The sequence below is a fragment of the Burkholderia sp. NFPP32 genome, assembly GCF_900119325.1.
GTDB classification, from domain to species: domain Bacteria; phylum Pseudomonadota; class Gammaproteobacteria; order Burkholderiales; family Burkholderiaceae; genus Burkholderia; species Burkholderia pyrrocinia_C.
Genome location: NZ_FPJP01000009.1, coordinates 189,732 through 211,651 on the forward strand (window position 1 = coordinate 189,732; position 21,920 = coordinate 211,651).

The following is a 21,920-nucleotide window of genomic DNA, read 5'->3' on the forward strand; positions in this document are numbered from 1 at the left end:
CCTTGATTTTAAGCACCACGTCGAACATCGATGGCCCGAGGTCAGCCGACTGACCCCGGGCCAAGGATTTCCCGCTGGTACCAGGCATCACAATCGCTGCCCGGCCCCCCCGGCCATTCGACGCTGCGCGACCTGCGTCAGAACTGATACCCCGCGCCCACCACCGCGCCGAAATCCGACCGGCTGTTGCCCGTCACCGACGCCTTGACGACCCAGCGATTGCTCTCCGTCACGTACGAGTAACCGGCGGCAAACCCCTGCTGACCGTGATAGTTCGAGGTCGCCGCCGACACCATCGAGCGGCCCGCGCCCGTCGGCTGCGGCAGGCCGGCCACCGCCATCGCCGACGCGACGCCGCCGTACATGTCCTTCTTCAGGTCGTTGAACGAGTTGTACACCTGCCCGATGCGCTGGTCGGTGTAGCTCTTCGCCTGCGTCGAAGCGGCCGTGAGGTTGTCGTTCAGCTGCTGCACGTTCACCGCGTCGGTCGGCGCAGTCCCGGCCGCGACGTTCGTGATCTGGCGCTCGCTGCCCTTCGCGCCGACCGAGAACGAATTGTCGCGATCGGCGACGGAGCCCTGGCCGACCGCCACCGCGTTCTTGCCGGTCGCGGTCGCCGTCGATCCGATCGAACCCGCATCGGCACGCGCGATCCACGTCGTGTTCGCATCGGTCGCCGCCGTGCGGATCCTGTCGTTGGCCGCCACGCTCTTCATCGCGTTGTTGAACTGGCCGACGTTGACCGCGTCGTTGTCGTTCACGCCCGCCGCGACACCGGTCAGCGTGCGGTCGCCCGCCGTGCCCGAGAAATTCACGCTGGTGCCGCCCGTGTCCTTCCCGACCGTGATCGCGCCGTTCGGGTCCTGCTGCTGCACGAGGCCGGCCTTGCCGTTCGCGATGTTGGTCACGCTGCCCTGCAGGTTCGAGATGTCGGTCGTGTTCTTCGACACCTGCTGGTTGGTCGCGTAGAGCTGCGAGCCGTTCACCGCGTCCGTGCTGGTGGCGCTGAGGGTGCCGGCCTGCACGTTGGTGATGCGCGTGCCGCCGGCGCCGCCGAGCGTGATCGTGCTCTTCGAGCTGTCGTCGTACTGCACCGCGAGTGCGCCGAGCTGGTTCAGATTCGACTGCACGTCCTTCAGTTGCTTCACGTTCACCGCGTCGGTATCGCTGGTGCCCGCCGCGACGTTCTTGAGCACGACGGCCGAGTTCGTGTCGCCGCCGACGAGCGAAACCGAATTCAACCGGTTGCCGTTCGCGTCGACATCGTATTTGACGACGTTCTTCACCGCCTCGCCGGTCTGACTGGACACCTGCGTGATCTGCTGTTCGAGAGCGGATTTCACGCCCGACAGCTGGCCGCCGTTCACCGCGTCCGTGCTGCCCGAGGCGACGTTGCCGTCGGCCACGTTCGTCAGCTTCGTCGGCGCGCCGGCGCGCGCCGCGCTGTAGGCGCCGAGTTTCGGGTCGAACTGCAGTGCGTCCTGCTGCAGCCCGGCGATCGCGGCCGTATTGCCGGCGATGTTGGTTTCGGCATTGCCGAGGCGCGTTTCGTGATTCTCGAGCGTCGTCGTGTTGCTGCCGACGCGGCCGTCGAGGTTCGTCAGCGCGTCGCCGACGTTGTTGAACGAGCCGCCGCCGACCTTGTAAGCCGGCGCGCCGATCGAGCCGTCCGGATTCGCCGTCGCGCCGCCGCCTAGCGCGGCCGCGGTGCCGTCGATCGCGCGGCGCAACTGCGCGCCGTTCACCGCGTCCGTGCTGCCGGACGCCACGTTGCCTTCCGCGACGTTGGTCACGCGCACCGGGCTGCCGCCGTTGCCCGCGCCGAGCGAAACCTGCCGCTTGCTCGCATCGTCGTACTTCACGGCCAGCGCATCGAGCTGGCTCGTGCCGTCGTGAATCGCCGCGGTCAACTGATCGACGTTGACCGCGTCGGTTCCGTTCTTGCCGGCCGCGACGTTGCTGATGAGTTGCGGGCCGTTGCCGCCGTGGCTCGCATCGTACGCGCCGAGGCCCGCGTTCCACTGGAGCGCATCCTGCTGGAGCGCGGCGATGTTGCCCGTGTTCGTCGTCACCTGGTTGCCGACGGTCGCGATCGACTGATTGAGCGTGTCGGTCGCCTTGCCGAGCTGGCCGACGTTCACCGCGTCGCCCGCGGCAATACCGTCCGCGACGTTGTGCAGGCCGACCGGCGCCTGCGCGCCCTGGCCGCCGAGCGTGACGCCGCCGTGCGCGTCGTCGTCGTACTGCACGGCGTTCTTCGTCGCAGCGCCGATCTGGCTGGTGATCGACGTGCTCAGGTTGCCGAGCGTCGTGCTGAGGTTGTTCGTCACGCTCGTGCTGAGCGATGCGAGGCCGCCGTTCAGTTGCCCGACGTTGACCGCGTCATGCACGTCCTTGCCGTCCGCGACGTTGTGCAGCGTGGTCCCGTTGGTGCCGGCGAACGTCACCGAGTCGAACCCGCTCGCGCCGTCGTACTTCACGTTGCGCGTATCGGCCGCCTGCAGGTTGCCGATGTCCGAGGCCGCCGTGCTCAGCGACGTGTTGATGCCGGAGACGCTGTTCTGCAGGTTCGCGATGTTCGAAGCCGCCGTCGAGATGGACGTTTGCAGCGGCGCGACGCTGCCCTTCAACTGGCCGACGTTCACCGCGTCGGTATCGGCCACGCCGGCCGCGACGCCGCCGATCGTGGTGCCTTTGCTGCCGTCGAGCGCGATCGCCGCATGCGAATCGTCCGTGTATTTCACGACGTTCTGCGTTGCCGACACGATGCTCGTGCTGAGGCTGTTGCCCACATTGGTCACACGCTGGTCGACGTTCGTGATCGACGTCGACAACGAATTGCCGACCGACGTCACGCGCGCGTCGACGTTGCCGATGCCCGTGCTGAGGGTACTGTTCACGTTCTTCAACTGCTGGACGTTGACGGCGTCCGTATCGGCCGCACCGGCCGCGACGTTCCTGAGCTGGCGTTCGTTGCCGAGCGCGCCGAACGACACCGCGCCGCCGACCGGCGCGGCCGTGCCGCCGAATACCGGCGTGCCGCCGTTGTTCGCGCCGACGCTGCCCGAGCCGATCGCCACCTGGTTGTTGTCGTTCGTCTGCGCGCCCGCGCCGATCGCCACGGATTGCGTGCCGCCGGCGCGCGTCTGCGTCGCCGCGTCGTACGCGGCGCCGTTCGATACGCCGTCGCTCGACGTCGGGTTGGCGCCGCCGATCGCGATCGAGCGATCGCCGCTGGCCAGCGCCGAGTGGCCGAGCGCGATCGAGCTCGTGCCGTGCGCATCCGCGACGTTGCCGAGCGCCATCGAGAAATCGCCGACCGCGGCCGACTGGCGGCCGACCGCGAGCGACGTATTGCCTTGCGCGACCGCCACCGTGCCGATCGCCGTGGCCGAGTTCGCCAGCGCCTGCGAGCCGACGCCGATCGCAATCGCGCCGCCGCTGCTGGTGCCGCCCTTGCTGCTTGCATTCGACTGATCGCCGATCGCGATACCGCTGGTGCCGGCCCTGGCATTCGTTCCCTGCGTCACGTTCGAGGTGCTCACCGCCACGTAGCTCCCGCTCTTCGTTGCCACGCAGAGCGGGTTGGTCCCGTCGATGCACTGGCCGTTCAGCGCGTTGTCCGGGTTGCCGCGGTCGACGAAATTGTCCGCGTGCGCGACTCCCGCGATCAGCACACCTGCACCCGTGAACATGGCGGCGGCAAGCGCCGAAATCTGATTCCTCTTCATGCTGTTCTGCTCCGTTTTGTAGCGTCTGGTTTGAATACGGACTACTTACTTTTATTGACAGCTTCGACTTCGACTGCGATTGCGACTTCAGTGCGGAACCTGTTCCCGATGCCCGGCCCGGGCGTGTCGAACGCGACACGCACCGACCGCGCAAATCGACAGGGCGTCCGATAGCCCGGGCACGCCGTCTCTTTGCGGCCCGTTCCGTTAATTCGTTACGTACATTAGGAATACGGAGTGTTATTTATGGACGAGCTCTCCCCCGACTGAATCCGGAGATTCAACCCGTCTTTATAACTACCCCGAATCCGACGTCGCGCCGACCGCGACCAACCTCGTCTCTTTTATTTCATTCCCGGTAACCGGATTTCCGCTTCGATGCCCGGACATTCGCTCGGACATGCATCGACCGATGCTTCGGACTTGAATCGCGCAACGTCCATCGCGGTTCGCCGAGCCTTCGGTTGTTCCGTGCCATCCGGCGCCCAAAGTTCGGACGAATTATGAGACACGAACGATGATTATCAAAGGCGACATTGTTTATAGATTGCAAAATCCAATATATTCAATGAGTTACTTAAAATATTTCCGCTTCGCAAACGATTGCGTGCCATTGCGATTAATGGGAATGTTTTTTGCAGCAGATAAATACTTTGCCGAAGCGGATTTGAATTAAATGCAATCGAACGACTCGCGACCACGGAGTCGACTCGACCGAACCATTGCGTGCCGGACACACATGGAGTCAGCGCGCTTTGACGAACATCAACATGGCGACACTGCAGGCAAAAACCACATCACATCCTGAAAATGCGTAAAACGACATGACGCGAATATCGACAAGCCATCTGGCGGGATTCGAAATATGCTCCTACAATTCCGCTCGCATCGATACCGGCAGCCGCGACCATTCACGACGCGACCACGGCAATCCTCCGCGCCTTTACCGGCTCAGCGATCAAAACAACGAACGCCGGGTATTGCGCCGAGCGGTTGCCTGCCGCGCAGTCCGGCCCATTCCGATTGTCGATGCGAGCGTGCGATGCGTTTTGCGCGTCGTCATAGAGCGGCTTCCGACGATTCCCCGCACCGGGCAGGCCACCCGCGGGATCACAGCCAGCCGCCTTTCCAGAACAGGTGCACGATGCCCCCATCGATCTCCGCATTGAGCGACGCCCATCTCCTGATCGTCGACGATCAGCCCGACCAGCTGCGTTTGCTGATCGACATCCTGCGCAGCACCGGCTGCCGGATCAGCATCGCATTCGACGGGGCGCAGGCGTGCGAGCGCGCGCAGGCGCTGATACCCGACCTGATCCTGATGGATGTCCGCATGCCGCGCATGGACGGTTTTACCGCGTGCCGGCTGCTGGCCGCCGATCCGCTGACGAGCGCGATTCCGGTCATCTTCCTGACCGTGGCCGGCGAATTGCACGAACGCCTCGAGGGGCTGGAGATTGGCGGCGTCGACTATGTGGTGAAGCCGTTCGAGCCTGCCGAAGTGCTCGCGCGAATTCGCGTGCAGCTCGCACGGACCCGGCGTGAGCGGCCTGTCGACACGGAGAGTCCGTTACCGGACGGCAAGGACGACGACATCATCGTGCGCGCGGCCATTCGCCACCTGTCGCGTACATTGAACGATCCGCCGACGGTCGAGCAACTGGCGCGCGCGGTCGGCACGCATGAAAAGCGGCTGTCACGCGCGTTTCGCGACAATCTCGGCCAGACGGTGTTCGAATATCTGCGGCACGAGCGGCTGCGGATCGCGCAGAATCTGCTGGATTCGACGTCGCTCAGCATCGCCAGCATCGCGAAGGAAATCGGCTTTGCCACGCCGGCGAACTTCGCGACCGCCTTCCGCGAACGTTTCGGCATCACACCGACCGAATGGCGGCGCCAGCGCCACGCGGGCCGGCGCGCCGCGACCCGCGAACCGCAACGCGGCGCATAGGCCGGGGCGGCGCGAGCGCGATTACCAGTTGTATTTCGCGCTGGCCAGCACGGTCCGCTCGTTGCCGAACACGCACACCGTGTACGACGTGCAGCCGCTGACGTAACGCCGGTCGAACAGGTTCGCGACGTTCAGCGCGAACCGCCAGTGGCGCATCTCGTAGTGCATCGCCAGGTCGTACAGCGTCGTGCTCGGCACCGTCAGCGAGTTGTCGGGTGCACCGGCCGACGCGCTCTGGTAGCGCACGCCGGCGCCGATCCCGAGGCCCGACAGCGCGCCCGTATGCCAGGTCCAGTCGGCCCACATCGACGCCATCTGCCGCGGCAGCGGCACGGACACCGGCCAGTGGTTCAGCGACGCGTCGTTCGCCCGCACGTTCTTGACGTCCTGATACATATACGACGCGACGACCGACAGCTCGCGTGTCACCTTGCCGACCGCGCTCAGTTCGATGCCGCGCGAGCGCACCTTGCCGGTCTGCACGGATGTCGTGCCGGTGGGATCGAGATTCACCGGTGCCGGGGTCACGACGTTGGTCTGGTCGATCTGGTAAATGGCCGCGTTCAGCATCAGGTTCTGGCCGGGCGGTTGCCAGCGCAGCCCGGCTTCCGTCTGCGTGCCGCGCGTCGGCTTCGGCAAACCGCCGCCGGCCATCCGCACGCCGATGACCGGATCGAACGACGTCGAATAACCCACATACGGCGACAGCCCCGCATCACCCTGATAGGTGAGCCCGACGCGCCCGGAGAACGCACTGACGTCCTGCCGCGTCTGCGTGCCGGCCGTCCGGTCGTCGAACCGCGCATTCACGCGGTCCTCGCGGCCGCCGAGCGTCAGCGTCCAGCGCTGCCAGCGAATCTGGTCCTGCGCGTACACGCCGACCGCGTTCATCGCCGTGTACTGGTCGACGTGGCCGAGCGACGTCGGGCCGGAGAAGATCGCGGCCGTCACGGGCCGATAGACGGGGTGGTACAGGTTCAGCGACGGCGCCAGCGCGAGCCACACGCTGTTGGTCGTCGTCTGCCGGTCGAACTGCAGGCCGAACAGCAGCGTGTGTTCGAACGGCCCCGTGCCGAAGCGCGCCTGCGCGCGGTTGTCGATATCGAGCCGGCTGTAGTTGAGCTGGAACAGCCCCGCGAAACGCATCATGTTGGTCGTGCTGCGGGGCGCCAGGCCGATGCCGAACACAGTCGCGTCGTCGAGCGACAGGTGCGACCAGCGCACGTCCTGGTGCAGCGTCCAGATCGCATTCACGCGATGCTCCAGCGCGTAGCCGAGCGACCATTGCTTCTTCCGGTAGTCGTTGAACGCAGGGTCGCCCATGTAGATGTCCTGCGACAGGCGGCCGTTCGGGTTCGGCAGCACCGTGCCCGACGCGGGCAGGAAGTTCGACGAGATGTCGCCGCCGTCCTGCAGGAACGACGCGGAAAACGTCAGCGACGTATCGGCGTTCGGCCGCCATCGGAACGACGGCGCCAGCGCGACGCGCCGGTCGCCGTTCGGGCCGGTCACCGCATTGCCGTCGCGCGCAACGCCGACGAAGCGATACGCATACCGGCCGTCCGGGTCGAGCCGGTCGCCGACGTCGAACATGAACTGCTTGCGCGCATCGTTGCCGATCTGCACGCCGGCTTCGCGCACGCGCTCGCCGTCGGCGAGTTTCGTGTGCGCGTCGACGATCGCGCCGGGCTCGCCCGCGCCGTACAGCACCGACGTCGGCCCGCGCAGCACCGCGATCGAGTCGATCGTGTACGGGTCGACGCGCCAGTTCGCGATCACGGCCGTATTCGGCGTCGGCACGCCGTCGACGTACAGCGTCGGCGTGAAGCCGCGCAGCGCCGCATACCAGTCGGTCCGGCTGTCGGCGCCGAACGTCGCGAAACCCGGCACGTAGCGCAGCGCCTGGTTCAGGTCGGCCGCGCCGGTCATCTCGATCTGCTGCGCGGTCACGATGTTGGTCGTCTGCGGGATCTCGGCCACCGGCGTGTCGGTCTTCGTGCCGGCCGTGGTGCGCAGCCCGACGAGCCCGACGGACGATCCGCCGGCCGTTCCACCGGCCGTTCCTTTCACGTCGATCGGCGGTAGCACGGCCACCGCCGCTGCGCCGGCCTGCTGCGGCGCCGCTGCGTTCGACGCCTGCGCGTGCGCGCCGCCCGCTGCGGCCACGCACAACGCTCCCCCGGCAGCGATCGCCCATGCGCGTCGCGCCGCCCCTGTCTCCGTCAACATCGTTCAATACTCCGTCGTGCTGTCTTGGCCCGTTCGGCCGGATCGAGGCACGGTGCGCCGCCGGCGTCCGTCCTGCGCTGTCTTGATGGTCGTGCTGGTGATGTCGGTCGCGCGCGAGTCGCCCTGCACTGGCCGGCACTGGCCGATGGCGCAATTCGCGAGCGCAGCGATCATACCGGTCGAACGTGGCGCGGTCTTTAAAAAAAAATGCGCTTCCAGGCGAATCACGGGTTCGACGCGTTGGGGGGCAGGCGAGGAAACGCCGACGCGTGACGGATCGTCCGCCGTTCGGCAGCAGGCCGACGCAACGGATACCGGCCTCGGACGCGCAGGCTTCGCTAAAGCGGTGAAGGGAGAAGGTTCGGGGGCCGACCGCGCTGCATCGCGTTCTGGCGGTCGTGCCGGCCGGCTGCGCACCGTGCCGGGGGCAACTTGTCGTCAGGCGACCCGGTAACGTCCGGGGAGCCGCACGGCGCGTGCGCGCCGGCAGTTCACTACGGGTTCAATTCCGCACGCGCCGCAACCTGAGCGTTGCCGACGGCGACTCGCCGAACGCCCGCTTGTACTCGATCGCGAAGCGCCCGAGGTGCGCGAATCCCCATTTCAGCGCGATGTCGGTGACCGACGCGAGCCCCGGCGTGTCGTCGGCCAGCAGCGCCTCGCGCACATGCTGCAGCCGCAACTGCCGCACGAAGCCCATCGGCGTGATCCCGTGGCGATTGCGGAAACCGGCGAACAACGTGCTCGGGCTGACACCGGCGAGCTCGGCGAGCCGTTCGATCGTCAGCGGCTCGTCGAGATGCGCACGGATGTATTCCTCGACGCGCCGCACGTAGAACGGCGCGAGCGCCATCGGCACGTGCCGCGTGCCGTTGCGCGCGCTGTTCGGGTGGCCGTGCAGCAGCAGGTTGAGCAACGTCGATTCGAGCTGCTCGAACGCGAGCGGGTGACGCAGCGGATGCGTATCAGTCGCGATCGCACCGGCGAGGATCGGCAGCATCTGGGCCAGACACGTCCCCTGCTGCGACGACAGGCTGAATTCAGGTTCGAATTCGACCGGCGCGCGCCGATCGTCGCCGAAATGCCGCTGCGCGTGGCGCTCCATCACCTCGCGCTCGATGCGCAGGATGACTTGCGGGCATGCATCGCCCCACCGCATCTTGAGCGGCAGCGTCGGCGAGATCAGCGACGCGGTGCCCGGCGACGACACGAAGCGCGTCGAGCCGCACTCGATCTCGGCGTCGCCGCGCAGCGGGATCTGCAACAGGAAGAAGTGTTCGAGCGGCCCCGGCTCGATGCTGACGCCGCCGCCGTAATCGAGCAGGTTCAACGACAGGTTGCCCCAGCGCGCATGGTGCATGCAGCTGTGCAACGCGCGCGACTGGCCGATAGGCGTGAGGCGGTGCGGCTTGAACACATCGGCGACGCGTGCGCGCACCTCGTCGACATCGTCCGACTGCAGCAGCAGGTTGTCGTGATTGAAACAGGCGGCGTCGGCAAGCCAGCCGGTTTCGCAAATTTGCGCCATCGAAGTTCTCCCGTCATGCTCGATCGCACTCGCGCCGTGCATGTGTTCCCGGTATTGGGGAATCCCGCTGCACGATCCGGATAGCGCCCGGAGTATCCGGACAGTCCGGCCATCCGAACCCGCAACTCCCGCGCAAACGACGCAAGAATCGGACCGTTCGCGCATCGTAGAAAACTGTGCGGGGCTTCCGTATCCGCACATACCCGCAGTCGGCCGCGCGCCCGCCCTGGCGCGGCGGCCGGATCGTCAGGTTTCCGGAGTTCACGGATACCGGCCGAAGAAAGCGGATAGAAGCGCGCGTTTCGTCCGCCAATACTGGGCCCGTCACTGAAACGAACAGCATGGAGGGACACATGAAAGGACGTTACATCGAGATTCCGTCGCCGGAAGGCGGGACGTTTCGCGCATACCTGAGCACGCCGGCCTGCGGCAGCGGGCCGGGCATCGTGCTGTGTCACGAGATCTTCGGCGCGAACGCGACGATGCGGGAAACGGCCGACTACTACGCGGAGGAAGGCTACGCAGTGCTCGTGCCCGACCTGTTCTGGCGCCAGTCGCCGGGGATCGAGCTCGGAGATTCCCCTGCCGATTTCGAGCGCGCGATGGCGCTTTATCGCGAGTACGACGAGAACAAGGGCGTCGAGGACGTCGGCGCCGCGCTGCGCGTGCTCACGCAACGGCCGGAATGCACGGGCGAAGCCGGCGTGCTCGGCTACTGCCTAGGCGGCAAGCTCGCGTATCTCGCCGCATGCCGGCTGCCGGGCGTGGCCGCCGCGGTCAGCTACTACGGCGTCGGCATCGAGCACGCGCTGGACGAGGCCGCGCACCTGCGCGGGCGGCTCGTGCTGCAGATCGCGGCGCAGGACCGCTTCTGCCCGCCCGACGCGCAGCAGCGCATCGCCGAAGCTCTGTCGGGGCGCGAAGGTGTCGAGGTGTATGTCTATCCGGGCGTCGATCACGCGTTCGCCCGCATCGGCGGCGACCATTTCGACAAGGCCGCCGCGATCATGGCGCATCAGCGCTCGATCGCCGCGTTCCGCGCCGCGCTCGGGCCGCGCTACGACCTCTCCGCGCTGTGGGAAGCGCATCTCCTGCACGAGTTCGACACGCGCAACGTCGACGCGACGATGGCCACGATGGTGGCCGAGCCGTACGTCAACCATATTCCGACGCTGACGGGCGGCGTCGGCTACGACGAGCTCAAGCGTTTCTACACGCATCACTTCGTGCATGTGAATCCGCCCGACACCACGATCACGCCGATCTCGCGCACGATCGGCGCGAGCCAGATCGTCGACGAACTGCTGTTCTGCTTCACGCACACCACCGAGATCGACTGGATGCTGCCGGGCGTCGCGCCGACCGGCAGACGCGTCGAGATCCCGCTCGTCGCGATCGTGAAGTTTCGCGGCGACAAGCTCTATCACGAACACATCTACTGGGATCAGGCGAGCGTGCTCGTGCAGGTCGGCCTGCTCGATCCGGCCGGCCTGCCGGTCGCGGGCGTCGAAACGGCGCGCAAGCTGCTCGACGAAACCGAGCCGTCTAACGGCCTGATGCGCCGCTGGCAGGACAGCGAACCGTCGCCGGACGCGCGTTGACGCGGCCCTTCCGTCACCCTTCGATTCCGGGAGATACCCCATGACTACCCTTGCTGGCAAAGTCGCGATCGTCACCGGCGGCGCCACGCTGATCGGCGCCGCGGTCGCGCAGGACCTGACCCGTGGCGGCGCGTGCGTCGCGATACTCGATCTCGATACCGAGAACGGCTCGCGCGTCGCCGATTCGCTCGGCGAACGCGCGATGTTCGTCGCGATCGACATCACCGACGACCGTGCGATCGAGCGCGCGGTGTCGGCCATCGCCGAACGGTTCGGCGCGATCGACATGCTCGTCAACCTCGCGTGCAGCTATGTCGACAACGGCATCCAGGCGACCCGCAACGACTGGCTCGCCGCGATGGACGTGAACGTCGTGTCGGCGGCGATGCTGGCGAAGGCCGTTCATCCGCACATGGTCCGGCGCGGCGGCGGCGCGATCGTGAACTTCAGCTCGATCTCGGCCCAGTGCGCGCAAACCGGCCGCTGGCTGTATCCGACCTCCAAGGCGGCGATCCGCCAGCTCACGCGCAGCATGGCGATGGATCTCGCGCCCGACCGGATTCGCGTCAACTCGGTGTCGCCGGGATGGACATGGTCGCGCGTGATGGACGAGATGACGCGCGGCGACCGTGCGAAGACCGATCGCGTCGCCGCGCCGTTTCACCTGCTCGGCCGGGTCGGCGATCCGTCGGAGGTCGCGCAGGTCGTGACGTTCCTGTGCAGCGATGCGGCGAGCTTCGTGACGGGCGCCGACTACGCGGTGGACGGCGGTTATTCCGCGATGGGCCCCGAACAGGCGGTGCCGGCCATTCCGCGCCTGGCGGAATGACCGCCCGCCGCCGCTCCCCGCATCCATTCCGGCCGGCATCCGGCCATCCAAGGACATTCTCATGAGACGCATCGCTATCGTCGGCGCCGGCCAGTCCGGCCTGCAACTCGCCTTCGCCCTGCTCGACCAGGGCTACCACGTCACGCTCGCGACCAATCGCGACGCGGACCAGATCCGCGCCGGCAAGGTCATGTCGAGCCAGTGCATGTTCCATACCGCGCTGCAGATCGAGCGCGATCTCGGCCTGAACACCTGGGAGGAAGCGTGCCCGTCCGTCGAAGGCATCGGCATCGCGGTGCCGCACCCGGACGGCAACGGCCGCAAGGCGATCGAGTGGTCGTCGCGGCTGACCCGCTATGCACAGTCCGTCGACCAGCGCCTGAAGATGGCCGACTGGCTCGACGGCGTTCGGCGCCGCGGCGCGGACGTGCGTATCTGCGACGTCGGCGTGCCCGAACTCGAGGAACTGGCGCGCAGCCACGATCTCGTGCTGCTCGCCGCCGGCAAGGGCGAAATCGTCAACCTGCTCGGCCGCGACGACGCGCGCAGCGCGTTCGACCGCCCGCAACGCGCGCTCGCCCTCACCTACGTGAAAGGGATGGCGCCGAGCCAGCCGTATTCGCGGGTGCGCTTCAACCTGCTGCCCGGCATCGGCGAGTACTTCGTGTTCCCCGCGCTGACCACGACGGGCCCGTGCGAAATCATGGTGTTCGAGGGCATTCCGGGCGGCCCGCTCGACTGCTGGGCCGACGTGAAGACACCCGAGCAGCACCTCGATCGAAGCCTGTCGTTCCTGCGGCAGTATGTGCCGTGGGAATTCGAGCGCTGCCGCGACGTCGAGCTGACCGATCCGAACGGCACGCTGTCCGGGCGCTTTGCGCCGACGGTGCGCAAACCGTTCTTCCGGCTGCCGTCGGGCCGCACGGTGTTCGGGATGGCCGATGCGGTGGTGGTCAACGATCCGATCACAGGCCAAGGATCGAACAACGCCGCGAAATGCGCGAACGCCTATTTCGACGCGATCGTCGCGCGCGATGCCGCGCCGTTCGGCGAGGACTGGATGCAGCAGACGTTCGAAGGCTACTGGGCCTACGCGCAGCATGTCGTGCGCTGGACCAACTCGCTGCTCACGCCGCCGCCGCCGCACATTCTCGAACTGCTCGGCGCGGCCGGCCAGTTGCCGTCGCTCGCCGCGGCGATCGTCGACGGCTTCGACGATCCGCGCCGGTTCTCCCCGTGGTGGTTCGAGCCGTCGGCGTGCGCGGCGCTGATCCGCGAACACAGTACCCGTTCGGAGTAACCGACATGGAAACGACCGTTAACTGCAGCCCAAGCGTCGACCCGATGCAATTGCGTGCCGCGTTCGGGCAGTTCCCGACCGGCGTCACCGTGATCACCACGTGCGCGGCCGACGGACGCAAGGTGGGCCTCACCGCCAATTCGTTCTCGTCGCTGTCGCTGGATCCGCCGCTCGTGCTGTGGAGCCTTCGCAAGGTCGCGCCGAGCCGGCCCGATTTCGTCGCGGCCACCCACTTCGCGATCAACATCCTCGCGCACGACCAGATCGACCTGTCGCGCCGCTTCGCGACGCCCAGTGCCGACAAGTTCGACGGCGTGCTTCACGTGGATTCGGACAGCGGCGGCGTGCCCTGCCTCGACGGTGCGAGCGCGCGCTTCGTGTGCCGCAACGTCGGCCATTACGAAGGCGGCGATCACCTGCTCTTCATCGGCCAGATCGAGCAGTTCGACGCGTTCGGCAAGGCACCGCTCGTGTTCCATGCCGGCCAGTATCGTGCGATTGCCGACCACCCCGATCTTTCACACGCCGTTTGATTAGTTATACAAATAAATATCCAGGAGGTGATGAACATGAAACTCGGCTCTCGCTTGCTCGTCGCCGCAGGCCTCGCGATCTCCGGCCTGGCCGGCCAGGCGTCGGCCAACGCGGCCGACCTGCCGCCGGTCAACCTCGGCATGACCAGTTTTCTCGACGGGATGCCGCCGGCTGGCTCCGGCTGGTACGGCACGCAGTACCTGCAGTACTACACGGCCGGCCGCATCAACGACAATGCCGGCAACAAGGTCGGCCTGCCGAAGCAGGACATCGACCTGTTCGCGGGCCTGAGCCAGCTCGTCTATCAATCGCCGCTGACGTTCGCCGGCATGCATCCGGGCCTCGACGTGATCCTGCCGTGGATTGCATCGGCGCGTACCGACGACGGCATCGGCAACGTCGCGCTGAATTCGCGGGCCGGGTTCGGCGATCTGCTGATCGGCCCGTTCATCCAGTTCGACCCGGTGATGGGCGCGCAGGGCCCGCGCTTCGCGCAGCGCGTGGAATTCCAGTTCATCGCGCCGACCGGCGCGTATGATCCGTCGCGCGCGATCAACCCGGGCAGCCATTTCTGGTCGTTCGACCCGTACTGGGCGGCGACGCTGTGGCTGACGCCGAAATGGACCGTGTCATGGCGCCTGCACTATCTGTGGAACGCGACCAACCATCAGCCGGCCGCGTCGCTCGGCCCCGACGTGACGTCGACCCGGGCCGGCCAGGCGATCCATGCGAACTTCGCGACCGAGTATGAAGTGCGCCCGGGCCTGCGGCTGGGACTCAACGGCTACTGGCTGCGCCAGACCACCGACATGAAGGAAAACGGGCAGGACGTGCCCGGTACGCGCGAGGCCGTGCTGGCAATCGGCCCGGGCGCCATGGTCAGCTTCTCGCCGCACGATCACCTGCTGTTCAATACGTACTTCGAGTTCCAAGCGCGAAACCGGCCGCAGGGGACGCGGATGGTGCTGCGTTATGTGCATCACTTCCAGTGATGCGGTGGCGCGGCGGGCACGCAAACCGGCTTGCGCGAGCGGCGCGATTCGTTCGGCCCGCGCACCGGCCGGGTGGCCGGCAACGGCCTTCAGGGGTAGCAGTAGGGGGCAGCCGACGAAGGCGGTGGACTACGGCTTGCTCCATGGCCGACCATGGGTCCAGGATGCGTTGACGCCGCTATGGTCGACCTGTCTCGCGGCGCCGCCTGGGGAGGGAGCCTCCATGAAGCCTGTTGCCGTGCCGGCCGGCGCGTGTGTCGGGGCCGGCACGCAAAACCTTTGGGGCGCTACGCTCGAAGCCGCGCGTGCCCGCCGCTCACGGCGCTCACGGCGCTCACGGCGCGATGGTGACGAACGTCGGCAGCAGCACGCGATAGACGTGAATCATCGCCGGCCCGAGCAGCACCAGCATCAGCGCGGGAAAGATGCAGAAGATCAGCGGGAACAGCAGCTTCAGCGCGATCTTCGCCGCGCGCTCTTCCGCGCGCATCCGCCGCCGCGTGCGCAGCATGTCCGACAGCACGCGCAGCGATTCGCTGATGCTCGTGCCGAAGCGATCGGCCTGGATCAGCATCGCGCAGAACGATTCGATGTCCTCGACACCGGTGCGCAGCGCGAGATTGCGCAGCGCCGTCTCCTTCGTGAAGCCGGAGCGCATCTCGAGCAGCAGCAGGTCGAGTTCGCTCGCGACCACCTCGCTGCGGAACCGCAGCTCCTCGCTCACCCTCATCAGCCCCGCGTCGAGCCCGAGCCCCGCTTCGACGCACACCGTCAGCAGGTCGAGCGCGTCCGGAAAATCCTCGAAGATCTTCTGCTGGCGCACCTTGATCCGCTTCGACAGCACGACGTTCGGAATGTAGTAGCCGATCCCGGCAAGCGCCACGAGGATGACCGACAACAGCGCGCGCTCGTCGCCGAGCTTGGTCGTGATCAGCCCCAGCAGCGCCGCGCACGGCAACGCGAGCGCGAGCAACGTCTTCGCGGTGAAATAGAGTGCGGCAGCGCTCTGGTTGCGCCATCCGGCATTCATGAGCCGGATGCGCAGCGGCGAATTCTCCCAGCCCTCTTTCGGCACCGACAGCTTCGAGATCGGGGTGGACAGCTCGACCAGCTTCGCGACCCAGCGCGACGCCAGGTCGTCGCCCGGGCCCGCGGCGGCACCCGCATCGGCGCCACCGGCCTGCTGGAGCCGGCGCTGGATACTGCGCGGCGCGAACAGCAGCATCGCGACGAGCACGCCGCCGACCACGAAGACGAACAAGCCGCCCAGCATCACGGCCTGGACCACGTTCAGATTTTGCATGACAGCCTCGCAACGGTTCGTTATTCGACTCGCGCGTCAGACGCGAATGCGGACAATGCGACGGATCCAGAACAGGCCGAAGAGCATCGACACCAGCATCCCGCCGACCATCTTGATCCCTGCCGGATCCTCCCAGAGCACCGACAGGAACTCGCGGTTCAGCAGCGCCATCGCCGCGGCGGTACCGAACGGCAGCAGCCCGAGAATCCACGCCGACAGCCGCCCTTCCGCCGACAGCACGCGCACCTTGTCGAACAGCTTGAAGCGCTCGCGGATCAGCGCGGCGATGCTGTCGAGCAGCTCGGCCAGGTTGCCGCCCGTCTCGCGCTGGATCAGCACCGCGATCACGAAGTAGCGCAGGTCCTGCACCGGCACGCGCGTCGCGAGGTTCATCAGCGCGTCGTGCAGCGACACGCCGTAGTTGACTTCGTCGAACGTGATCCGGAACTCGCCGCCCATCGGATCGGGAAACTCTTCGCCGACCATCCCGAGCGTGCCCGTGAACGAATGACCGGAGCGCAGCGCGCGCGCGATCATGTCGCAGATGTCCGGCAGCTGCCGCTCGAGCTTGAGCATCCGGCGCGCACGGCGGCGCATCACGTACATCGTCGGCAAGCACGCGGCAAACAGCGCGCCCGGCAGCGCGGCCAGTTGCGGCAACGTGGCGAGGCTCAGCGCGAGCCACGTGAACGCCGCGAACACCACGCTGAGCACGATCAGCTTCGGCAGCGTCCAGTCGAGGCCCGATTGCTGGATCAGGAGATCGAGCGAGTGCACGCGCGGCAAGCTCAACAGCAGCCGGTCGAACGGCTTCGAATCGTCGAGCATCCGCTTCTTCAGGATCGACAGCCGCTCCTGCTGCACGTTGCCGCCGGCCGACATCGCGCGAATGCGCGATTCGATCCGGCGCGCGGCGGCACCGTGCCGCGCGTTCCACCATTGATAGGCACCTTCGATCGCGAGCACGACCGCGACGAAGGTGAGAATCACAAAACCGTAAAAGATCGTGTTCATGAAGCCTCCCCGGCAGCAAACGGCGCCATGTCGTCAGTTCGTCTCGTAACGCTGGGACGGGTCGTACAGCGAATCCGGCAGGTTGATGCCGAATGCCTGCAGCCGCTCGACGAACTTCGGCCGTACGCCGGTCGCGCAGAAGTGGCCGCGTACCGTGCCGTCGCGATCCACGCCCGTGCGCTTGAACGTGAAGATCTCCTGCATGTTGATGATGTCGCCTTCCATCCCGGTCAGCTCCTGGATGCTGACGATCTTGCGCTTGCCGTCCGTCAGCCGCGCCGCCTGCACGACCACCGAGATCGCCGACGCGATCTGCTGGCGCATCGTCTTCGGCGGCAGCGACAGGCCGGAGACGCTGATCATGTTCTCGAGCCGCGTCAGCGCATCGCGCGGCGTGTTCGCGTGGATCGTCGCGAGCGAGCCTTCGTGGCCGGTGTTCATCGCGTTGAGCATGTCGAGGGCTTCAGCGCCGCGCACTTCGCCGAGGATGATCCGGTCCGGCCGCATCCGCAGCGCGTTGCGCACCAGCGTGCGCTGCGTGATCTCGCCCTTGCCCTCGATGTTCGGCGGGCGCGTTTCGAGCCGCAGCACGTGCGGCTGCTGGAGTTGCAGCTCGGCGGCGTCCTCGATCGTCACGATCCGCTCGTTGCGCGGGATGAAGCCGGACAGGATGTTGAGCAGCGTCGTCTTGCCGCTGCCCGTGCCGCCCGACACGAGCACGTTCACCTTCGCGCGCGACAGCGCATCGAGCAGCTCGGCCATCGGCGGCGTCAGGCTCTGGTAGCGCACCAGGTCGTCAATCTTCAGCGGGCTGACCGCGAAGCGCCGGATTGACATCAGCGGCCCGTCGATCGCCGACGGCGGGATGATCGCGTTCACGCGCGAACCGTCCGGCAGCCGCGCATCGACCATCGGGCTCGATTCGTCGATGCGTCGCCCGACGCGCGACACGATCTTCTCGATCACCTTCATCAGGTGCGCGTCGTCGTAGAACGTCACGTCGGTCAGTTCGAGCTGGCCGCAGCGTTCGACATAGACCTGCCGGCACGTGTTCACGAGGATGTCGGAGATGCCGGGGTCACGCAGCAGCGCTTCGAGCGGGCCGAAGCCGAACATCTCGTCGTACACGTCGATCGCGAGCTGCCGCCGCTCGATGTCGTTCGCGGGCGTTCGCTCGTCGTCGAGGATGCGCGAGATCAGCGCGGAGATTTCCTGGCGGACCTGCTCCTGCGGCATCCGCGACAGGTGCTCCAGCTCGACGCGTTCGAGCACGGCCTGGTGAATTTCGCGGCGCAGCTTCTGGTATGCGTCGCGTACCGACGAATGCGCCGGGCCGGCCGGTTCGCTGCCCGCCGCCAGCGGCTGGGCCCGGTGCAAGGACATCTGTTCGCGCAATGACATGATGGTTCCCCGAAAGATTTACATGGACTTGAGCTTCGGCGTGGCCTTGCGGCCGAACAGCCGGGACATCAGCGGTTCGCTGCGCGTCGCGCTGCGTCCGACGCGCACTTCTCCGTCGACGAGATGTTTCGCGCAACCCTGCAATGCCCGCGCGACCGCAGTGCCGCGCCCGAGCCGTGATACCGGATGCCCCTGGTTGATCGCTTCGAGCACGGTGTCGGCGTCGTCGGGAATCATGCAGGCGGCCTGCAGGCCGAGCACTTCCTCGAGCGCGGTGCGGGTCCGGTCGCTCGCGCGCGTCGCGCGGTTCACGATCAGACGCATCTGGTCGGTCGAGTAGCCGAGCGACACGAGGATCTCGAGCAGCCGGCGCCCCGCTCGCACGTGCGGCATCGCGGGCTGCAGCACGATCTGGATCTGGTCGCTGCGATCGAGCGCGACCATCGACAGCGGATTGATGCCGACGCCGATGTCGAAGATCACGAAGTCGTAGCGCGGCGCGGCGACGCCGAGGATCCATTCGAGCGCATCCTCGCGCATCTCGGCGGCCTTGACCGGGTCGCCGGCGCCCGCGAGCACGTGGAAGTTCTCGGTCACGTGCGCGACGCTCGCGTCGAGAAACGCGCTGTCGAGCCGCTCGATCTGCGCGCAGAGCTGCGGCAGCGTCGACGGCGGGGTTTCGTCGCTGACGAGGAACGCCGCGTCGGCGAACTGCTGGTTCAGGTCGATCAGCAGCACGCGGCGCTTGAAGCCCTCCGCGATCTCGAACGCGACGTTGCTGGCGACGAAGCTCGTGCCGGCGCCACCCTTGCACGACATGAACGACACGATCCGCGTATCGTCGGTGTCGCTCCGCGTGCTTTGCGCCGCGGCACGCTCGAGCGCGTTGCCGAGCGCCTGCCGATCGAGCGGCCACTGCAGCACGTCGCGCGCGCCCGCGCGCATCGCATCCAGCAGCACGTGCGGCGATGCATCCGCGGTCACGAGGATGCAGGTCAGGCCCGCGTGCGCGCGGCAGATCCGCTCGATCGCCGACAGCTCCGACGGATCGGTCGAGGTGCCGTCGATCAGCAGGATGTCGAACGCGTCGAGCCCGTCGGTGCGGTGCTCGATCTGCGAAGGGCGGCCGGTTGCGCGCGTCGCGCGATAGCGTCCGCAGTCGGTGACGAGTCGCGCGATCTGCGTGAGCCGCGCGGTGTCGTCGGAAGCTACGAGGATGTTGATCATGTCGTGTGCCTCGTCTGTTCGATTAATTGCAGGCAGTGCCGCCGGTCGCGGAGGTCAGGCTTTCGCGCGGCAGCGTTGTCGTGAACGGCGGCATCCTGACCGTGACGTTCACGAAAGGGATCATCGTCTTGACCGTGACGTTCGTCACGCTCACGGTCACGAACGAGCAGGTGTTCACGTCGCAGCTCGCCGGCGAGTAGTTCACCGACACGTTCGCGCTCGACAGCAGCGGCAGCAGCGCCGTCACGCGCTTCGCGACGCCGGCGGCATTCACGTCGCAGACCACCGCCGTACGCGCGCCGAGACGCACGGCCTCGCTCGCGGTGTTCCAGTAGAACAGCACGCGGCCGAATTCGAAGATACCGATCAGCAGCATGATCAGCACCGACGCGATGAGCGCGAACTCGACGATCGTCGAGCCTCGCTCGCCGCGTCGGCGCGACAGGGGTAGATGGCGCGCGCTCATGACACTTGCCTCATCACGGTGACGATGTTGCCGAAGGTGATCGACGTCAGCCCCGGGTACGCGGGGATCGGCTGGTACTGGTAGCCCTTGATCTTCACTTCGACGACGTTGATGCTGCCCGTCGCCGTGCCGCTCGCCGCGTTGTTGTCCGCGTCGTAGGTCGGCAGGTTCGAAAACTGCGCGGGGTCGGACGCGTCGCCGCAGCCGGTCGTGTGCGACGCATCGCAGATGGTCACCATCGACGTGGTGAGCCCCGGCACCAGCTCGGTGCCGGCCGAGCCGCAGTTCGTGCTGCCGTATACGACGAGGCACTGCGCCGCCGCCACCGGATACGCGCTGTCGGTCGGCAGCCAGACCGACAGGTAGCGCGCGGCGTCGCGCGTTGCCTTGGTCAGCGTCTCGTACTGGTAGATCGCGCGGCCGAACTCGGCCACGCCGGTCGCGAGCACGATCATCGGCATCAGCACGAGCGCGAACTCGACGGCGGCGACGCCACGGGTGCGGGAACGGCGAAACGGGGGCCTTTTCATGATCGCCTCTCTCTATTGAACCAGCATCGGTACCTGGACCCCGGACGCGCTGCCGCTGCCGGGCAAGCCGTGCGTCGCGCACGGATTGTTGCCGGAGACCGACGAGCCGAGGTATTCGAGGTGCGCCACGACACCGCCGCTGCCGGGGCTGAACGGCAACGGATCGAGCATCAGCACGCAATCCCATTGCGTGACGTGCACCTTGCCGCTGCTTCCGCTCAGCGTGGAGCAGTCGCCTTCCGGCGCGAGCGCGACACGGCGGTCGCTGCCATAGGTCTGGTAGTTGCTCGCCGTCGAGGTGCCGTTGGTGGATATCCCGCTGCCCGCCGGCGGCGTGCCGTCGCCCTGATAGGGCTTGAAGTTCGCGCGGTCGATCACGAACTGCGTGTACGCGTCGCCCTTGATGCCCGGCGTTCCGGGCGGCCCGTAGTTCGGGCCGACATACGCGTAGCCGGTGAAGTCGGGCTGGCCGCTCGAGCCGTTCGCGCCGTTCGTATAAACGCCGAAGCGCGTATTCCAGGCGCGCAGCGACGCCGACTTCAGGCCGGTGCTGCCGAGGTCGGGCGGGCTCTTGATATTGCAGGTGTTGCCCGACAGTTCGCCCGCGATGGTCGGTTCGTTCGTCGAGCCGTCGAGCGCCGCCCAGCCGAAGTTGCCGGGCCCGTAGGTCGAACCGGACGGCGACGTGAGCCAGTCGCCGACCTTGTAGGGCGGCGCTCCCGTCGCGCGGCACACGAACACCGGGATCGCGCAGGTGGTCTGCCCGCCGCCGACCGTCGCGATCGCGCTCGCCGACACTTGGGCCGCGTTCGCGACCGTGGTGCCCGGCAGCACGTTCAGCACCTCGATGAACCAGTGCGCGATGTTGCTCAGCGACGCGAAGCACTTCACGTACTTCATGTTCGCCGGCGTCGTGACCGAGTTCTTCGTCAGGAACGGATTGGACAGCGAATCGCTGAACGTGACGTTCGAATTCGTCAGCATCTGCACCGACTTGTTCTGGAAGAACACGAAATTCAGGTGGCCGGCGGCGATGCCGTCGGCCTCGGCGACGGACAGGCTGATGGCCGAAGTCAGGTCGCGCGCGGCGGACAGCGCGCACGCATCGGCGCTGTTCTGCAGTTCGCTGCGCGTGACGTACAGCTTGCCGAGGTCCAGCGCGAGACCGACGAACCCGATCATCACCGCCAGTGCGAGACCGACGATGATCGCGACGGCGCCGCGCTGGCGATGGAGGCCGCGACGCGTGACTTTCGGATAGCGAGCTGCGCTGGACATGGCGTT

General features: G+C 66.9%; 16 protein-coding genes. 6 read left to right on the forward strand and 10 right to left on the reverse strand.

Going from position 1 to position 21,920, the window contains the following annotated elements:
- Positions 1-137 precede the first annotated feature (137 nt).
- Positions 138-3,731, reverse strand: a complete 3,594-nt coding sequence (locus tag BT264_RS19030; protein ID WP_072439634.1) for a YadA family autotransporter adhesin — start codon at positions 3,729-3,731, stop codon at positions 138-140.
- Positions 3,732-4,875: 1,144 nt separating this feature from the next.
- Here BT264_RS19030 and BT264_RS19035 point away from each other — a divergent pair.
- Positions 4,876-5,682 (forward strand): response regulator transcription factor, encoded by an 807-nt coding sequence (locus BT264_RS19035; protein WP_072439632.1) that lies wholly within the window; start codon positions 4,876-4,878, stop codon positions 5,680-5,682.
- A gap of 21 nt (positions 5,683-5,703) precedes the next feature.
- Here the strand turns inward: BT264_RS19035 and BT264_RS19040 are convergent, their stop codons facing one another.
- Positions 5,704-7,911: a TonB-dependent siderophore receptor gene (locus tag BT264_RS19040; RefSeq protein WP_072439630.1), complete on the reverse strand. Its 2,208-nt coding sequence runs from the start codon at positions 7,909-7,911 to the stop codon at positions 5,704-5,706.
- A 502-nt stretch (positions 7,912-8,413) separates the two neighbouring features.
- Positions 8,414-9,439 carry an AraC family transcriptional regulator gene (locus BT264_RS19045; RefSeq protein WP_072439627.1) on the reverse strand — a complete coding sequence of 342 codons (1,026 nt, stop codon included), beginning with the start codon at positions 9,437-9,439 and terminating at the stop codon, positions 8,414-8,416.
- A gap of 353 nt (positions 9,440-9,792) precedes the next feature.
- Here BT264_RS19045 and BT264_RS19050 point away from each other — a divergent pair, with 353 nt between their 5' ends.
- The 5 genes from BT264_RS19050 (at position 9,793) to BT264_RS19070 (ending at position 14,695) form a co-directional block, all read left to right on the forward strand.
- Entirely contained in the window at positions 9,793-11,040 is a 1,248-nt protein-coding gene (locus tag BT264_RS19050; RefSeq protein ID WP_072439625.1) for a dienelactone hydrolase family protein, read from the forward strand.
- Between the two features lie 40 nt (positions 11,041-11,080).
- On the forward strand, positions 11,081-11,869 hold the full coding sequence (locus tag BT264_RS19055) for an SDR family oxidoreductase (protein WP_072439623.1): 789 nt from the start codon (positions 11,081-11,083) through the stop codon (positions 11,867-11,869).
- 61 nt (positions 11,870-11,930) lie between these two features.
- On the forward strand, positions 11,931-13,169 hold the full coding sequence (locus BT264_RS19060) for a styrene monooxygenase/indole monooxygenase family protein (protein WP_072439621.1): 1,239 nt from the start codon (positions 11,931-11,933) through the stop codon (positions 13,167-13,169).
- A 5-nt stretch (positions 13,170-13,174) separates the two neighbouring features.
- Positions 13,175-13,702 (forward strand): flavin reductase family protein, encoded by a 528-nt coding sequence (locus BT264_RS19065; protein ID WP_072439619.1) that lies wholly within the window; start codon positions 13,175-13,177, stop codon positions 13,700-13,702.
- A 36-nt stretch (positions 13,703-13,738) separates the two neighbouring features.
- Positions 13,739-14,695 (forward strand): SphA family protein, encoded by a 957-nt coding sequence (locus BT264_RS19070; protein ID WP_072439841.1) that lies wholly within the window; start codon positions 13,739-13,741, stop codon positions 14,693-14,695.
- Between the two features lie 334 nt (positions 14,696-15,029).
- Here BT264_RS19070 and BT264_RS19075 read toward each other — a convergent pair whose 3' ends face one another.
- The 7 genes from BT264_RS19075 to BT264_RS19105 are packed head-to-tail and all read right to left on the reverse strand — an operon-like array spanning position 15,030 to position 21,914.
- Positions 15,030-15,998, reverse strand: a complete 969-nt coding sequence (locus BT264_RS19075) for a type II secretion system F family protein (RefSeq protein WP_072439617.1) — start codon at positions 15,996-15,998, stop codon at positions 15,030-15,032.
- Between the two features lie 36 nt (positions 15,999-16,034).
- Positions 16,035-17,012 carry a type II secretion system F family protein gene (locus tag BT264_RS19080; protein WP_072439615.1) on the reverse strand — a complete coding sequence of 326 codons (978 nt, stop codon included), beginning with the start codon at positions 17,010-17,012 and terminating at the stop codon, positions 16,035-16,037.
- Positions 17,013-17,045: 33 nt separating this feature from the next.
- Positions 17,046-18,413, reverse strand: coding sequence for a TadA family conjugal transfer-associated ATPase (locus BT264_RS19085; protein ID WP_072439613.1), 1,368 nt, complete (start codon positions 18,411-18,413; stop codon positions 17,046-17,048).
- Positions 18,414-18,431: 18 nt separating this feature from the next.
- Positions 18,432-19,640: a CpaE/TadZ family protein gene (locus tag BT264_RS19090; RefSeq protein ID WP_072439611.1), complete on the reverse strand. Its 1,209-nt coding sequence runs from the start codon at positions 19,638-19,640 to the stop codon at positions 18,432-18,434.
- Positions 19,641-19,662: 22 nt separating this feature from the next.
- Positions 19,663-20,106 carry a TadE/TadG family type IV pilus assembly protein gene (locus tag BT264_RS19095; RefSeq protein ID WP_072439609.1) on the reverse strand — a complete coding sequence of 148 codons (444 nt, stop codon included), beginning with the start codon at positions 20,104-20,106 and terminating at the stop codon, positions 19,663-19,665.
- Positions 20,103-20,636 carry a TadE/TadG family type IV pilus assembly protein gene (locus BT264_RS19100; RefSeq protein WP_072439607.1) on the reverse strand — a complete coding sequence of 178 codons (534 nt, stop codon included), beginning with the start codon at positions 20,634-20,636 and terminating at the stop codon, positions 20,103-20,105. The genes BT264_RS19095 and BT264_RS19100 overlap by 4 nt, the downstream gene beginning before the upstream one ends.
- Before the next feature lie 12 nt (positions 20,637-20,648).
- A complete protein-coding gene (locus BT264_RS19105) occupies positions 20,649-21,914 on the reverse strand; it encodes a pilus assembly protein TadG-related protein (RefSeq protein WP_072439605.1) in 1,266 nt (421 codons plus the stop codon).
- Between the last annotated feature and the right edge of the window lie 6 nt (positions 21,915-21,920).

Excerpts from the sequence above, each read along its gene's own strand:
- BT264_RS19030 (WP_072439634.1), bottom strand. The coding sequence starts at position 3,731 with ATGAAGAGGAATCAGATTTCGGCGCTTGCCGCCGCCATGTTCACGGGT.
- BT264_RS19035 (WP_072439632.1), top strand. The coding sequence starts at position 4,876 with ATGCCCCCATCGATCTCCGCATTGAGCGACGCCCATCTCCTGATCGTC.
- BT264_RS19040 (WP_072439630.1), bottom strand. The coding sequence starts at position 7,911 with ATGTTGACGGAGACAGGGGCGGCGCGACGCGCATGGGCGATCGCTGCC.
- BT264_RS19045 (WP_072439627.1), bottom strand. The coding sequence starts at position 9,439 with ATGGCGCAAATTTGCGAAACCGGCTGGCTTGCCGACGCCGCCTGTTTC.
- BT264_RS19050 (WP_072439625.1), top strand. The coding sequence starts at position 9,793 with ATGAAAGGACGTTACATCGAGATTCCGTCGCCGGAAGGCGGGACGTTT.
- BT264_RS19055 (WP_072439623.1), top strand. The coding sequence starts at position 11,081 with ATGACTACCCTTGCTGGCAAAGTCGCGATCGTCACCGGCGGCGCCACG.
- BT264_RS19060 (WP_072439621.1), top strand. The coding sequence starts at position 11,931 with ATGAGACGCATCGCTATCGTCGGCGCCGGCCAGTCCGGCCTGCAACTC.
- BT264_RS19065 (WP_072439619.1), top strand. The coding sequence starts at position 13,175 with ATGGAAACGACCGTTAACTGCAGCCCAAGCGTCGACCCGATGCAATTG.
- BT264_RS19070 (WP_072439841.1), top strand. The coding sequence starts at position 13,739 with ATGAAACTCGGCTCTCGCTTGCTCGTCGCCGCAGGCCTCGCGATCTCC.
- BT264_RS19075 (WP_072439617.1), bottom strand. The coding sequence starts at position 15,998 with ATGCAAAATCTGAACGTGGTCCAGGCCGTGATGCTGGGCGGCTTGTTC.
- BT264_RS19080 (WP_072439615.1), bottom strand. The coding sequence starts at position 17,012 with ATGAACACGATCTTTTACGGTTTTGTGATTCTCACCTTCGTCGCGGTC.
- BT264_RS19085 (WP_072439613.1), bottom strand. The coding sequence starts at position 18,413 with ATGTCATTGCGCGAACAGATGTCCTTGCACCGGGCCCAGCCGCTGGCG.
- BT264_RS19090 (WP_072439611.1), bottom strand. The coding sequence starts at position 19,640 with ATGATCAACATCCTCGTAGCTTCCGACGACACCGCGCGGCTCACGCAG.
- BT264_RS19095 (WP_072439609.1), bottom strand. The coding sequence starts at position 20,106 with ATGAGCGCGCGCCATCTACCCCTGTCGCGCCGACGCGGCGAGCGAGGC.
- BT264_RS19100 (WP_072439607.1), bottom strand. The coding sequence starts at position 20,636 with ATGAAAAGGCCCCCGTTTCGCCGTTCCCGCACCCGTGGCGTCGCCGCC.
- BT264_RS19105 (WP_072439605.1), bottom strand. The coding sequence starts at position 21,914 with ATGTCCAGCGCAGCTCGCTATCCGAAAGTCACGCGTCGCGGCCTCCAT.